The sequence below is a fragment of the Intrasporangium sp. genome (assembly GCF_036566125.1).
Classification (GTDB): domain Bacteria; phylum Actinomycetota; class Actinomycetes; order Actinomycetales; family Dermatophilaceae; genus Intrasporangium.
The window spans coordinates 24,265-38,517 of record NZ_DATCWX010000265.1 but is presented as its reverse complement, the minus strand read 5'-3'; the positions used below and the strand labels follow the sequence as shown (position 1 = coordinate 38,517).

General features: G+C 70.3%; 14 protein-coding genes. 1 reads left to right on the top strand and 13 read right to left on the bottom strand.

Annotated elements, in window-relative coordinates:
• The 13 genes from VIR15_RS16545 to VIR15_RS16485 form a co-directional block, all read right to left on the bottom strand.
• Positions 1-530 (bottom strand): primosomal protein N' family DNA-binding protein (locus tag VIR15_RS16545; RefSeq protein WP_524538103.1); only part of this gene is annotated, 530 nt, incomplete at its 3' end.
• Between the two features lie 16 nt (positions 531-546).
• Positions 547-1,767, bottom strand: a complete 1,221-nt coding sequence (gene metK, locus VIR15_RS16540) for a methionine adenosyltransferase (protein ID WP_331929709.1) — start codon at positions 1,765-1,767, stop codon at positions 547-549.
• Between the two features lie 40 nt (positions 1,768-1,807).
• A complete protein-coding gene (locus VIR15_RS16535; RefSeq protein ID WP_331929707.1) occupies positions 1,808-3,127 on the bottom strand; it encodes a bifunctional phosphopantothenoylcysteine decarboxylase/phosphopantothenate synthase in 1,320 nt (439 codons plus the stop codon).
• Positions 3,128-3,141: 14 nt separating this feature from the next.
• Positions 3,142-3,405: a DNA-directed RNA polymerase subunit omega gene (gene rpoZ / locus VIR15_RS16530; RefSeq protein ID WP_331929705.1), complete on the bottom strand. Its 264-nt coding sequence runs from the start codon at positions 3,403-3,405 to the stop codon at positions 3,142-3,144.
• Positions 3,406-3,489: 84 nt separating this feature from the next.
• The gene (gene gmk / locus VIR15_RS16525) at positions 3,490-4,080 is read right to left on the bottom strand and encodes a guanylate kinase (RefSeq protein ID WP_331929703.1); all 591 of its coding nucleotides are present in this window, start codon (positions 4,078-4,080) and stop codon (positions 3,490-3,492) included.
• On the bottom strand, positions 4,077-4,394 hold the full coding sequence (gene mihF / locus VIR15_RS16520) for an integration host factor, actinobacterial type (RefSeq protein WP_331929701.1): 318 nt from the start codon (positions 4,392-4,394) through the stop codon (positions 4,077-4,079). The genes gmk and mihF overlap by 4 nt, the downstream gene beginning before the upstream one ends.
• 77 nt (positions 4,395-4,471) lie before the next feature.
• Positions 4,472-5,428 (bottom strand): orotidine-5'-phosphate decarboxylase, encoded by a 957-nt coding sequence (pyrF, locus tag VIR15_RS16515; RefSeq protein WP_331929699.1) that lies wholly within the window; start codon positions 5,426-5,428, stop codon positions 4,472-4,474.
• On the bottom strand, positions 5,425-8,805 hold the full coding sequence (carB, locus tag VIR15_RS16510; protein WP_331929697.1) for a carbamoyl-phosphate synthase large subunit: 3,381 nt from the start codon (positions 8,803-8,805) through the stop codon (positions 5,425-5,427). Before carB ends, pyrF begins: the two co-directional genes overlap by 4 nt.
• Complete coding sequence (carA, locus tag VIR15_RS16505; protein ID WP_331929695.1) at positions 8,805-10,022, bottom strand: glutamine-hydrolyzing carbamoyl-phosphate synthase small subunit; 1,218 nt, start codon at positions 10,020-10,022, stop codon at positions 8,805-8,807. The genes carB and carA overlap by 1 nt, the downstream gene beginning before the upstream one ends.
• Positions 10,016-11,323 (bottom strand): dihydroorotase, encoded by a 1,308-nt coding sequence (locus tag VIR15_RS16500; protein ID WP_331929693.1) that lies wholly within the window; start codon positions 11,321-11,323, stop codon positions 10,016-10,018. The genes carA and VIR15_RS16500 overlap by 7 nt, the downstream gene beginning before the upstream one ends.
• Complete coding sequence (locus VIR15_RS16495; protein ID WP_331929691.1) at positions 11,320-12,321, bottom strand: aspartate carbamoyltransferase catalytic subunit; 1,002 nt, start codon at positions 12,319-12,321, stop codon at positions 11,320-11,322. The genes VIR15_RS16500 and VIR15_RS16495 overlap by 4 nt, the downstream gene beginning before the upstream one ends.
• Complete coding sequence (gene pyrR / locus VIR15_RS16490; protein ID WP_331929689.1) at positions 12,318-12,905, bottom strand: bifunctional pyr operon transcriptional regulator/uracil phosphoribosyltransferase PyrR; 588 nt, start codon at positions 12,903-12,905, stop codon at positions 12,318-12,320. The genes VIR15_RS16495 and pyrR overlap by 4 nt, the downstream gene beginning before the upstream one ends.
• Positions 12,906-13,135: 230 nt before the next feature.
• Positions 13,136-13,864, bottom strand: a complete 729-nt coding sequence (locus tag VIR15_RS16485; protein ID WP_331929687.1) for a YidC/Oxa1 family membrane protein insertase — start codon at positions 13,862-13,864, stop codon at positions 13,136-13,138.
• Positions 13,865-14,045: 181 nt separating this feature from the next.
• On the opposite strand from VIR15_RS16485, the gene VIR15_RS16480 reads away from it, so the two are divergent.
• On the top strand, positions 14,046-14,198 hold the full coding sequence (locus VIR15_RS16480; RefSeq protein ID WP_331929685.1) for a hypothetical protein: 153 nt from the start codon (positions 14,046-14,048) through the stop codon (positions 14,196-14,198).
• The last annotated feature ends 55 nt before the right edge of the window (positions 14,199-14,253 follow it).

Sequence of the window (14,253 nt, the reverse complement as noted above, 5' to 3'; positions counted from 1 at the left end):
GCGGCGACGCGGCGCAGCCAGGCGGGGCCCGCGGAATAGTCCGCCCACGGCCCGACGTCGACCCCGCCGCCCCCGGAACCCGACGGCGCGTCGGGACCCGGCTCAGCGGCATACGGCCTCATCATCGGCGGCAGGAGCGGGAGGTTGCGTTCCGCTGTGGCATGCCGTTTGGGCACGGCGAGGCGCACGACGTCGCTCAGCGTGCCGGCGTACCGATCGGCCACCGCCCGGCACAGCGCAAGGATCTCCGGCGTGAGCACGGGCTCCGGGCTGACGACCTTGCGCAGCGGTGTCAGGCGCCCCTCGTGCTCGGCCTCCGCGCGCCGCTCGACGATGAACCCCTCGAGGTCCCGTCCGGCGAAGCGCACCCGCACCCGGGCGCCCGGCACGGCAGCGGCGGCCAGCTCCTCGGGCACGGCGTACTCGAAGACCCGGTCCAGGTGGGCGAGCGGCGTGTCGACGACAACGGCAGCGACCGGCCCGCAGGCAACAGCGGGGGCCGGCCGCGGCGCAGAGGTGTCATCGCCCACGAGGGCGAATCTAGTGTCAGCCGGCGACAGCAGCCCGCAGTGCCTCGATGCGGTCGGTCCGCTCCCACGTGAAGGCGTTGTCCACCCCGTCCGCCTTGGTCCGGCCGAAGTGGCCGTACGCCGCCGTCGGACCGTAGATCGGGCGGAGCAGGTCGAGCGCGTCGACGATCGCCGCCGGCCGCAGGTCGAACACCATGCCGATCGCGTCCTGGATCTGGTCGACCGGCACGGACTCCGTGCCGAACGTCTCGATGTAGAGCCCCACCGGCTGGGCCTTGCCGATCGCGTAGGCGACCTGGACCTCGCACCGCCGCGCCAGTCCCGCCGCGACGACGTTCTTGGCCACCCACCGCATCGCGTACGCGCCGGACCGGTCCACCTTGCTCGGGTCCTTGCCCGAGAAGGCGCCACCACCATGCCGGGCCATCCCGCCGTAGGTGTCGACGATGATCTTCCGACCCGTCAGGCCGGCGTCGCCCATCGGGCCGCCGATCTCGAAGCGGCCGGTCGGGTTGATCAGGGTGCGGTAGCCCGAGACGTCGAGATCGCTCCCGCCGGCGCGCAGCTCCTCGAGAACCGGCGTGATGACGTGCTCCCTGATGTCCGGCTCGAGCATCCCCTCGAGGGACACGTCCGGAGCGTGCTGCGTCGAGAGCACCAAGGTGTCGAGCCGGACCGCCTTGTCGCCCTCATAGGCGATGGTCACCTGGGTCTTGCCATCGGGGCGCAGGTAGGCGAGCTCGTTGCTCTTGCGCACCTGAGTGAGGCGCTCCGCCAGCCGGTGGGCGAGGAAGATCGGCAGCGGCATCAGCTCGGGAGTGTCGTCGCACGCATAGCCGAACATCAGCCCTTGGTCGCCCGCGCCCTGCTTGTCCATGGGGTCGACACCGCCATGCCGGCTCTCGTGGGCGGTGTCGACGCCCTGCGCGATGTCGGGCGACTGGGCGCCGATGGACACTGAGACGCCACAGGTGCGGCCGTCGAACCCCTTCTGTGACCCGTCGTAGCCGACGCGCAGGATCGTCTCGCGGACGATTCGCGGGATCTCCACGTAGCCCGTCGTCGACACCTCGCCGGCGACGTGGACGAGCCCGGTGGTGACCATGGTCTCGACGGCGACCCGCGCCTGGGCGTCCTCGGCGAGCATCGCATCGAGGATCGAGTCGCTGATCTGGTCGCAGATCTTGTCCGGGTGTCCCTCGGTGACTGACTCGGACGTGAAGAGGCGTGCGGACACGTGGGGTTCCTGACTGTGTGGCGTGCGGGTGACGGCGAGTTTAGCCGCCGCTGTGGAGCAGGGAGGCGACAACGTCCAGCACGGCGTCGGCGACGTCATCCTTTGATGCCGGCCCGACCGTGCGGACCTCGTCGCTGCCCCGGACCAGCAGGTGCACGGTGTTCTCGTCCTGCCCGAAGGTCTTGTTGTAGCCGACCTCGTTGGTCACCTGGAGGTCGCTGCCCTTGCGGGCGAACTTGGCCCGCCCGTGGTCGAGCACCGAACCCGCCGCATCGCCTGTCTCGGCGGCGAAGCTGACGATGAGCGGACGCGCCGCCCCGCGCTCCGCGCGGTCGGTGACCAGCCCCTTGACGATGTCGGGGTTCTCGACGAGCTCGAGGCGCAGGCCCGCGCCGTCCTCGCCCTTCTTGATCTTGCTGTCGCTCGCCGTCGCCGGCCGGAAGTCGGCGGGGGCCGCGGCCATGACGACGACGTCGGCGTCCGCCGCCGCTGCGACCACCGCCTCCTGCAGCTCGATCGTCGTCTCCACGGGAACGACCGCCACCCCGTCGGGAGCGGGGAGGGAGACGTTGGCCGCCACGAGGGTCACCGTTGCGCCGCGCGCGGCGGCCGCGCGGGCGATCGCGACTCCCTGCTTGCCGGACGAGCGGTTGCCGAGGTAGCGCACGGGATCGAGAGGCTCACGCGTGCCCCCAGCCGAGACGACGATCTTGCGGCCCTTGAGGCCATTCATTCCGTATGCCGCTGAGCCGGCTTCCCGGGAGCCGGCCGGGTCGGCGTCCTCCCGCACTCTCGCGTCGCCACTCCCGCTTGGTGCGGTAGGAGCGGCACCCGGGGAGCCCACGATGGCGAGCACAGCGGCATACAGCTCGTCCGGCTCGGGAAGGCGGCCGGCCCCGGTGTCCTTGCCCGTCAGGCGACCCTCTGCGGGGTCGAGGACGTGGATGCCGCGCTCGCGCAGGGTGGCCACATTGGCCTGCGTCGCCGGGTGGAGCCACATCTCGGTGTGCATCGCCGGCGCGAGCACGACCGGGCAGCGCGCCGTGAGGAGGGTGTTGGTGAGCAGGTCGTCGGCGAGGCCGTGGGCGGCCTTGGCGAGGACGTCGGCGGTCGCGGGGGCGACGACCACGACGTCGGCGGCCTGGCCGATGCGAACGTGCGGCACCTCATGGACAGCCGTCCACACGTCAGAGCTGACCGGCTTGCCCGAGAGGGCGGCCCAGGTCGGCGCTCCGACGAAGTTGAGCGCCGCCGCGGTCGGGACGACGGTGACGTCGTGCCCGCTCTCGGTGAACAGCCGCAGCAGGGAGCACGCCTTGTAGGCGGCGATGCCGCCGCTCACACCGAGGACGACGCGCATCGGCGGAGGCCTCCTCAGGCCTCGGTCGGCTCGGAGGTGAGCAGGTCCTCGTTGATCTCGCGCAGGGCGATCGACAGCGGCTTCTCGTGGACCTCCGTCTCCACGAGCGGGCCGACGTAGTCGAGCAGGCCCTCCTGGAGCTGCGAGTAGTACGCGTTGATCTGGCGGGCGCGCTTGGCCGCGTAGATGACGAGCGCGTACTTCGAGTCGGCGGCGGTCAGCAGGTCGTCGATCGGCGGGTTGGTGATGCCGATGGGAGCGGCCTTGGTACCGGACACGGTGATCTCGTTTCGTTGGGTTCGTTGCATGTGACGTCTCGTGCGGTGCCGCCATCGCGGCGCACCAGACCAGCGGGACCACCGTCAGGGGCGTCCCGATCTCATCAATGATACGAGTTCTTCGCTGGCGCGCCGAACGTCGTCGTTGACGATGACCTTGTCGAACTCCGCTCGCGCCGCCAGCTCCGCGCGGGCTGTGTCGAGTCGGCGGGTGCGCTCCGCCTCGTCCTCGGTGCCCCGGCCCACGAGCCTGCGGACGAGCTCCTCCCAGTTGGGTGGCTCCAGGAAGACGAAGAGCGCGTCGGGCCACGTGTCCCTGACCTGGCGGGCTCCCTGCAGGTCGATCTCGAGCAGGGCATCCTTGCCCTCCCGGATGGCTCGCTCGACCGGCCCCCGCGGCGTGCCGTACTGCGCAAAGCCGTGGACGACGGCGTGCTCGAGGAACTCGCCGGCGGCGACAAGCCGGTCGAACTCCTGGTTGTCGACGAAGTGGTAGTGCACACCGTCCACCTCACCGGGTCGCGGCTTGCGGGTCGTCATGGAGACGGAGAACCAGACGCCGGGGAAATGAGTTCGGACGTAGGCGGCGATGGTGCCCTTCCCCACCGCTGTGGGGCCGGCAAGCACGGTGAGACGTCCGGGCTCGCGGGGCGTCGTCCCGAAGGGCGGCGTCACGGCCGCTCGAACTTGTGCAGCAACGCAGCGATCTGGTTGGCGCCCAGACCGCGGACCCGCCGGGACTCGGCGATGCCCACCTCCGCCATGATGGCCCGGGCCCGGACCCGGCCCACGCCCGGCATCGACTCGAGCAGCTCCGTCACCTTCATCTTGCCGATGACGGGGTCGACCTTGCCGTCCTCGATGACCTCGGCGAGCGATCCACTGGAGTACTTGAGGCGGTTCTTGACGGCTGCTCGCTCCCGGCGGGCGGCCGCAGCTTTCGCGAGGGCTGCGGCGCGCTCCTCAGGGGTGAGCGGTGGAAGGGCCACGGTGTGAACTCTCCTCGCTGGGCGGGCGCGGTGTCTCGCCGATTCGATGACATTCGATGACTGGGTCTGCGCCGAACCTAGCGACCTTGCCCGCGCTCATGCAACGCGGCTCCCTGTTGCACGGTCGTGACCTCTGGGCGTGCTTGGAGCCCAACGTGACCCAGCGCATCGGGTCGGTCGACCCAGCCCCTGAGCTCCTCGATGCTGCGGTGCAGCCGGTTGACGAGGCGGTGCGGTTCCGGACCGGCGGCGAGGATGTCCCGGCTCGAGGCGGCGAGGACCTGGCTGCGGGCCGGCCCGAACGTGTGCTCGAGGGCGGCGACGTCGCCGCCCTGGGCGCCGAAGCCGGGTGCGAGGATCGGCGTGGCAGCGGCCCGCAGGTCGAGGGCCAGGTCCCTGACGGCACCGCCGACGGTGGCCCCGACGACGAGGCCGACGTGGCCGAGGTGTCCGCTGGACCGGGCGTGCGCGTTGTCCCTGGCGGCGCCACTGACGATCGAGCCGGCCACTGACTCGTCACGGCGCCGCGCGTGCTGCACGACCGCACCCTCGGGGTTGGACGTGAGGGCCAGCACGAAGACCCCTCGCCCCGTCTGGCGGGCGAGGTCGATCGCGGGGCGCAGCGACTCGTAGCCGAGGTATGGACTCACCGTGAGCGCGTCGGCGGGGGCCGCTGCCTCCGTCCCGAGATAGGCCTCGGCATAGGCGGTCATCGTCGAGCCGATGTCGCCTCGCTTGGCGTCGAGGATGGACAGCGTGTCGGCCTCGCGCAGCTCGGTGAGGACGCGCTCGAGGACGGCCACGCCCCGGCTGCCGAAGACCTCGAAGAACGCCGACTGCGGCTTGACTGCTGCGACGCGACCCGCGAAGGCCTCCACGCAGGTCAGAGCGAACCGTTCCAGTCCGGCGACGTCATAGGTCAGGCCCCACCCCTCCACCAGGGAACGGTGCGGGTCGATCCCGGCGCAGAGCGGACCGAACTCGGTCATGGCGGCGGCGAGCCTGGTCCCGAAGGGGGTTGGCAGGTCCGTCATAGTGGCACCTCGACCGCAGCAGGAGCTGCGCCGAGGAGGTTGAGGTCGCGGGCGTGGTCCTGGAGGGACTTGACCCGGATCTCCTCGGTGAGATGGGACTCGATGCCGAGGACCGCGGCCGCGAGCGTGGCGATGGTCGTGATGATCGGCAGGTCCGCGCTCGTCGTGGCTGCCCGGATCGCATAGCCGTCCGCCCGGGCGTCCTGCCCGGAGGGAGTGTTGACGACCATCTGGACCGTGCCGCCCTGGATCAGCTCGACGATCGACTTCTCGCCCTCGTGCTCCCCCGTTCGCTCTGTCAGCTTGCGCACGAGCGTTGCCTCGATGCCGTTGCGCTTGAGCACGGCGGCGGTCCCGGCCGTCGCGAGGATGGTGAAGCCCAGGTCGACGAGCCGCTTGACGGGGAAGAGCATCGCTCGCTTGTCCCGGTTGGCCACCGAGACGAAGATCGCTCCAGTGCGGGGTAGCCCGCCGCCGATCGCGAGCTGGGCCTTGGAGAAGGCGGCGCCGAAGTCGCGGTCGATCCCCATGACCTCACCGGTCGACCGCATCTCGGGCCCCAGAACCGAGTCCACCGCGAGGCCCTCCGGCGTCCGGAACCGCTTGAACGGCAGTACGGCCTCCTTGCACGAGATCGGTGCATGGTCGGGGAGCGACCCGCCGTCCCCCGAGCGCGGGAGGAGGCCCTCCTCACGCAGCTCGCGGATCGTCGCGCCGAGCATGACGCGCGAGGCAGCCCGCGCCAGCGGGACCCCCGTCGCCTTGGACACGAACGGCACGGTCCGGGACGCGCGCGGGTTGGCCTCGATGACGTAGAGGATGTCCTGCGCCAGGGCGAACTGGACGTTCATCAGGCCCCGGACGCCGACGCCCTCGGCGAGCTCGCGGGTGGCCACCCGGACCCGCTCCAGCTCGGCGTCGCCCAGGGTCGCGGGAGGCAGGGTGCACGCGCTGTCGCCCGAGTGGACTCCGGCCTCCTCGACGTGCTCCATGATGCCGCCGAGGTAGAGATCTGCACCGTCGAAGAGTGCGTCCACGTCGATCTCGATCGCGTCGTCCAGGAAGCGGTCGATGAGGATCGGGTGCTCGGGAGACGCCTCGGTGGCCTTCTCGACGTACGTGACGAGCGAGTCGTCGTCGTAGACGATGACCATGCCCCGCCCGCCGAGGACGTAGGACGGGCGGACGAGCACCGGGTAGCCGATCTCTCGGGCCACGGCCAGGGCCTCGTCCGGGCTGAACGCCGTGCCGTGCTTCGGAGCGACCAGGCCGGCGCGGGCGAGCACCTGGCCGAAGGCGCCGCGGTCCTCCGCGAGATGGATCGCGCCGGGTGAGGTCCCCACGATGGGCACCCCCTCGTCCGCCAGGGCCTGCGCGAGCCCGAGCGGGGTCTGGCCCCCGAACTGGACGATCACGCCCGCGATCGGCCCCGCCTGCCTCTCGGCGTGGATCACCTCGAGGACGTCCTCGAGCGTCAGCGGCTCGAAGTACAGGCGGCTGCTCGTGTCGTAGTCCGTGGAGACCGTCTCGGGGTTGCAGTTGACCATGACGGTGTCGTAGCCGGCATCACGCAGGGCGAAGGAGGCGTGGACGCAGGAGTAGTCGAACTCGACGCCCTGGCCGATGCGGTTCGGTCCGGATCCGAGGATGATCACGGCGGGTCGCTCCCGCGGCGCGACCTCGGTCTCCTCGTCGTAGGACGAGTAGTGGTACGGCGTCAGTGCGGCGAACTCGGCCGCGCAGGTGTCCACGGTCTTGTAGACGGGCCGCACGCCGAGCGCATGACGCACGCCGCGGACGACCGCCTCCGGCATGCCGCGCAGCGCGGCGACCTGCGCGTCGCTGAAGCCGTGCCGCTTGACGAGCCGAAGCAGGTCCGGTGTCAGCGTGGGCGCTTCGGCCAAATGGTCGGCGACCTCGTTGATGAGCTGGATCTGGTCGAGGAACCACGGGTCGATGCCGGTCGCCTCGTGCACCTGCTCGACGGTGCACCCGCCACGGAGGGCCTGCTGGACCTGGACGATCCGGCCGTCGGTCGGGACGGTGGCCTCGTGGAGGATCCGTGCGGCTGCGGCCGGAGTGACCTCACCGGACCAGTGGAAGGTGGCGTCCCTCTTCTCGAGCGAGCGCAGGGCCTTCTGGAGCGCCTCGGTGAAGTTGCGCCCGATGGCCATCGCCTCCCCGACCGACTTCATCGTCGTCGTCAGCGTCGGGTCGGCCGCCGGGAACTTCTCGAAGGCGAAGCGAGGGACCTTGACGACGATGTAGTCGAGCGTCGGCTCAAAGGCTGCGGGATACCAGTGCTCGCCGCGCGAAGCGCGGTCCGGAGGGCCCTCGGGGGGTGTACCCCCGTGTGTCGTGATGTCGTTCGGTACCTCGTCGAGCGTGTAGCCGATCGCCATCTTCGCCGCGATCTTGGCGATCGGGAACCCGGTTGCCTTCGAGGCGAGGGCGCTCGAGCGAGACACGCGCGGGTTCATCTCGATGACGATGACGCGGCCGTTCTCCGGGTTGACGGCGAACTGGATGTTGCAGCCGCCCGTGTCGACGCCGACCTCGCGGATGACGGCGATGCCGATGTCACGCAGGCGCTGGTACTCGCGGTCGGTGAGCGTCAGCGCGGGCGCGACGGTGATCGAGTCCCCCGTGTGCACGCCCATGGGGTCGAGGTTCTCGATGGAGCAGACCACCACGACGTTGTCCCGGTGGTCCCGCATGACCTCGAGCTCGTACTCCTTCCAGCCGATGATCGACTCCTCGAGGAGGACCTCCGTCACGGGTGAGTACTGCAGGCCGGCGCCGGCGATCCGGCGTAGGTCCGTCTCGTCATAGGCGAAGCCCGACCCGAGGCCACCCATCGTGAAGGACGGCCTGACGACGACGGGGTACGTCAGTTCCGCTGCCGCAGCGAGGCACTCGTCCATCGTGTGGCAGATGATCGAACGAGCTGACTCGGCGCCGCAGCGCTCGACGACGCCCTTGAACTTCTCCCGGTCCTCGCCGAGCTGGATCGCCTCGACGTTCGCGCCGATGAGAGGGCATTCGTACTTCTCGAGGACCCCGTTCTCATGGAGGGCGATGGCGCAGTTGAGTGCGGTCTGGCCCCCGAGGGTCGCGAGCACCGCGTCGGGCCGCTCCTTGGCGATGATCGCCTCGACCACCTCGGGCGTGATCGGCTCGACGTAGGTGGCGTCGGCGAACTCCGGGTCGGTCATGATCGTCGCCGGGTTGCTGTTGACCAGCACGACCCGGATGCCCTCGTCGCGCAGCACCCGGCAGGCCTGCGTGCCGGAGTAGTCGAACTCGACCGCTTGGCCGATGACGATCGGTCCCGAGCCGATGACGAGGACGCTCTTGATGTCGTCGCGCTTGGGCATCAGTGTGCCTCCTCGATCTGCTCGTCCCAGTCGGATGTGTGCCTGTCGGTCATCAGCTCGATGAACCGGTCGAAGAGGTAGGCGGCATCGTGCGGCCCGGCGGCCGCCTCCGGGTGGTACTGGACCGAGTAGGCGGGCGCATCGAGGCACTCGAGCCCCTCGACGACGTCGTCGTTGAGGGAGACGTGGGACACCCGAACCCTCCCGTGGGGCGTCACCGTCACGTCGTCGAGCGGTGCATCGACCGCGAAGCCGTGGTTGTGCGCGGTGACCTCGACCTTGCCGGTCGCCCGGTCCATGACCGGCTGGTTGATGCCTCGGTGTCCGTACTTGAGCTTGTACGTCCCGAAGCCGAGGGCGCGGCCGAGCAGCTGGTTGCCGAAGCAGATACCGAAGAAGGGGACTCGCGCGTCGAGGACCTGACGCAGCAGGGCGATCTCCGGCTCCGCGGTCGCCGGGTCGCCCGGCCCGTTGGAGAAGAAGACGCCATCCGGGCCGTGCTCCCCGACTGCCTGGACGTCCTCGAAGGAGGAGGTCGCAGGCAGGACGTGCACCTCGATCCCGCGCTCGGACATCAGCCGAGGGGTCATCTCCTTGATCCCGAGGTCGAGCGCCGCGACCGTGAATCGCCTCTCGCCCTGGGCCGGGACCACGTACGGCTCTCTCGTCGTCACCTCCTGGGCGAGGGCGGAACCCGCCATCAACGGGGCCGCACGCACGACGTCGAGCAGCTCGGACTCCGGACGCTGGGCCGCCGACCCACTGAAGACGCCGACCCGCATCGACCCTCGCTCGCGCAGGTGGCGGGTGAGCGCCCGCGTGTCGACCTGGCAGATCCCGACGACACCCTGGTCGCGCAGCTCGTCCTCGAGCTCCCGCGTAGCCCGCCAGCTCGAGGACCGCAGCGCGGGGTCCCGCACGACGTAGCCGGCCGCCCAGATCCGGTGCGACTCGCCGTCCTCGTCGTTGACCCCGGTGTTGCCGACGTGCGGGGCCGTCATGACGATCACCTGCCGGTGATAGCTCGGGTCGGTGAGCGTCTCCTGGTAGCCGGTCATGCCCGTCGAGAAGACGGCCTCACCCACGGTCTCGCCGACTGCCCCGTAGGAGAGGCCACGAAAGAGGCGCCCATCCTCGAGGACGAGCAGGGCCGGCTCACGAACGAGCCGCCCGAGCCCCCGGAGCCCGGTCTGGCTGGTCGGTTTCTGGGTCACCATGCGCTCTCCATCACGGTTTGATCGGTGCTGTGGGTGACCGTCCCGCGGTGGATGGTCGTGTGCACGGCACCGCAGAAGGTGCGCCCGTGCCAGGGGTTGTTGCGCGAGCGGCTCCGGCTGGCCGCCGCATCGATCGTGACCTCGCGGTCCGGGTCCACCAGCGTGAGGTTCGCCGGCGAGCCGGGCTCGAGTGGCCGTCCCTGCTCGGCGAGCCGACCGATCCGGGCCGGAGCCGTCGACATGATCCGCGCTACGGCGGCCCAGTCGAGCAGGCCCGGGCGGACGAGCACCTCACTGACGACGTTGAGCGCCGTCTCAAGCCCGAGCATCCCGAAGGCTGCGTCTGCGAAGGCATGCTCCTTGTCGTGCCTGGCGTGCGGCGCGTGGTCCGTCGCGACGGCGTCGATCGTGCCGTCGACCAGTCCGGCGCGAAGGGCCTCGACGTCCTCGGCGGGGCGGAGGGGCGGGTTGACCTTGTAGACCGGGTCGTAGCCGACGAGCAGGTCGGTCGTCAGCGCCAGGTGATGTGGTGTCACCTCCGCCGTGACATCGATCCCCTGTGCCTTGGCCCAGCGGATCACCTCCACGGTCCCGGCCGTCGAGACGTGGGCGACGTGCACTCGGGAGCCGGTGTGGCGGGCGAGCATGACGTCGCGGGCGACGATGGACTCCTCGGCGATACCCGGCCATCCCGGCAGACCGAGCCGCCCGGAGACCTCGCCCTCGTGGCAGCAGGCCGACGAGTCGGCGAGGCGAGCATCCTGTGCGTGCTGCGAGATGACGCCGCCGAAGGGCTTGATGTACTCCAGCGCGCGCCGCATGATGCGGGCATCCTGGACGCACCGCCCGTCATCGGAGAAGACTCGCACCCGCGCCCGCGATCGCGCCATGAGACCGAGCTCCGCGAGCTCGGCGCCCTCGAGGCCCTTCGTCACCGCACCGACGGGAACGACCTCGACGAGGCCACCGGCCCGGCCCAGGTCGAGCACCCGCTCCGCGGCCTCTCCCGTGTCGGTCACCGGGTTGGTGTTGGCCATCGCGAAGACGGCGGTGAACCCCCCTGCCGCGGCGGCGGCAGAGCCGGTGGCGATGGTCTCGGCATCCTCGCGACCGGGCTCCCGCAGGTGCACGTGGAGGTCGACGAGGCCCGGGAGCGCGACGAGACCGTCCGCGTCGATGACCTCGACACCGGCGCCGACTGACCCCAGCGACCCGACATCGCGGATGACGCCATCCTCGACGAGCAGGTCCGCCCCTTCTCCGCCCAGGATGCGGGCTCCTCGGACGAGCAGGCGGGTCATCGGAGGGCTCCTTCGGGTGTCGCGGACACGGTCCCAGCGGGAATCGCCGGGGCGTCGTCGCTGCCGGCCAGCAGGTGGTAGAGCACGGCCATGCGTACGGCGACTCCGGCCGAGACCTGGTCGAGCACGACGGACTGGGCGCTGTCGGCTGCCTCGGGGGAGATCTCGAGGCCGCGGTTCATCGGTCCGGGGTGCAGGACCAGCACGTCGGGGTTGCGTGACACGAGTCGGTCGAGCCGCTCCTTGGTCAGCCCGTATCCCACGGTGTACTCGCGCGGGGTCGGGAAGTAGCCGCCGGTCATCCGCTCGCGCTGGACCCGGAGCATCATGACGGCGTCGACGGGATCCCCACCATCGAGCACCGCGTCGAGGTCCCACGAGGTGGCGAAGCCGTCGGCCTCGCTCCAATCCGCGATCCCGCTCGGCATGAGCGTCGGTGGCGCCACGACCGTGACCTTCGCCCCCAAGGTCTTCAAGGTGATGACGTTGCTGCGGAAGACGCGCGAGTGGGTGAGGTCTCCGACGATGGCGACGTGCCTGCCGTCCAGCTCCCCCACGCGTGACCGGAGGGTGTAGGCGTCAAGGAGTGCCTGCGTCGGGTGCTCGTGCATGCCATCGCCGGCGTTGATGACCGAGCAGCGCACCCACTGCGCGACCTGGTGGCAGGCGCCGGAGGCATTGTGTCGGATGACGAGCGCGTCAACCGCCATCGCGTCGATCGTCATGGCCGTGTCCCGCAGGCTCTCGCCCTTGGAGGTCGAGGATCCCTTGGCCGACAGGTTGATCGTGTCGGCGGACATCCACTTGCCGGCGATCTCGAATGAGGATCGCGTCCGGGTCGAGTCCTCGAAGAAGAAGTTGATCACGGTCCGCCCGCGCAAGGTGGGCACCTTCTTGACCTCCCGGCGCTGGAGGTCGTGCATCGACGCGGCGGTGGCGAGGATGTCCTCCACCTCGGCGCGGGTCAGGTCGGCCGAGGAGATGAGGTGCTTGGTCATCGGCCCACTCCTCCGCTGATCCGGACGACGTCGAGTCCGTCGACCTCGGCCAGGCGCACGTGGACCCGCTCGTCCCGAGAGGTCGGCAGGTTCTTGCCCACGTGGTCGGCCCGGATCGGCAGCTCGCGGTGGCCGCGATCGACGAGCACGGCCAGGCGCACCGCTCGCGGCCGACCGAGCTCGGACAGCGCGTCGAGGGCCGCACGGATCGTTCGGCCGGAGTAGAGGACGTCGTCGACCAGCACGACGACGCGGTCGTCGACCCCGCCGTCGGGAATCTCGGTGCGCCCGGCAGCCCGGACCGGGTTGCGGCGCAGGTCGTCGCGATGGAGCGTGATGTCGAGCTGGCCGACCGGGACGTCGGTCCCCTCGACCTCGGAGATCGCTGCAGCGAGACGGTGCGCGAGCGGGACTCCGCGCGATGGGATCCCGAGGAGAACGAGGCCCGTGGCCCCCTTGTTGCGTTCGAGGACCTCGTGGCCGATGCGGCGGAGCGCCCGGGAGATCTCGTCGGCGCTGAGGACGTCCCGCGCGTCGGGAGGGGTGCTCGAAGGGGCTGGTGCACTCAGGTCAGGGCAGGTCACAGCCGCTGGACCTCCTTCCCCGCCTCACAGGACGGTGGTTAAAGGATGTCTTCCGCCGGTGAGTGTAACCGCCCACGGCCGTGAACCCGCGCACGTCTCAGAGGCACGCCGTGCCCAGTCCATCCCGTATGCCGCTGAGCCCGGTCCGACACGCACGCCCGCTCTGCAGCGCGCACGTTCGCCCGCCCAGTCGGGCGTGCCGATCCTCCACACGTTCGAGCGGCGGGCGGTCAGGCAACGATCGCTCGTCGCAACACGAACTGTTGGCCGGCGGTCCAGGCATTGGTGAGCGCCCAGTAGAGCACGACACCGGCCGGTACGAAGCAGGTTGTCACGAGCACCCCGACCGCGGACACCGCGGGTAGCCACTCCATGAGCCCTTCTGGTCTGGTAACGCTTCCCCAGCGGGACGCGGCAAACGAACCGGCAGCGGCGAGGACGCCCAGCAGCAGGACCGGCCACGTGGTCAGCAGCGGCGCGGCCAGCAGTCCGGTCGACACATGGACACCGAGCAGGGCCGCACTTGATGCCGAGGCAACGAGGCCGGCGTCGAGCAGGCCGAGTGGCCGCCCGGCGGCGAGGGTCGTCACGAGGTGGTACATCGACCACAGCAGCGGAAGCTGGAGCAGCATGGGCGTCAGCCCGAGGCCGGAGGCGCCGTGCCTGGCGAGCAGCTCACGCCGTTCGTTGGCGAGCGCCTGCAGCCTCTCGAGGTCGTTCTTCCCGGAGAACTGCTCCTGCAGTCTGCGGAGGTCGGGGGCTGCCTTGCTCATCGCTACGGCGTGGCGGAAGGACCGGATTGCGAGCGGCAGCAACGCGATCCGGAGTGCGACGACGAGCAGCACCAGGGCGGCCACCCAGGCGAAACCGCCGGTGAGGCCGATGGAGCTGGTGAGGTGATGGCTCGTGGCGAGGACGCCGGCGAGCACATTGGTCAGTGGGGACAACACATCGGGCATGCGGAACTCCTGGACGTAAAAGGGTTGAATCGGCTGGACGAAGCGTCAGCCGATTCCAGGAGCCCGTGGGCAGGCCGGGTCGTCAGGCATGAGCACGGGACAACACAGGCGCGGCGCACGGGTCCGCGCAAGCTGCCCCGATGGAGCGACGCTCACGGTGGGTGGCGCTGGCACGTGCCGCGTGGCCACCGAGGCGACGGCCACTGCGACCAACAAGACGACGGTCGCGCTGGCCAACGACTGGGCGCTCGGCAACATGATCGCGAGCGTCAGCACCAAGGCACAGAACTGCGTCGCCGCAGCTCTCAGCTCGCCGAGCATGAGCCAAGGCTAACGCGAACCAGTCTCGACAGGTGGGCGCGCACACATGCCGAATTTGTGGGTTATCC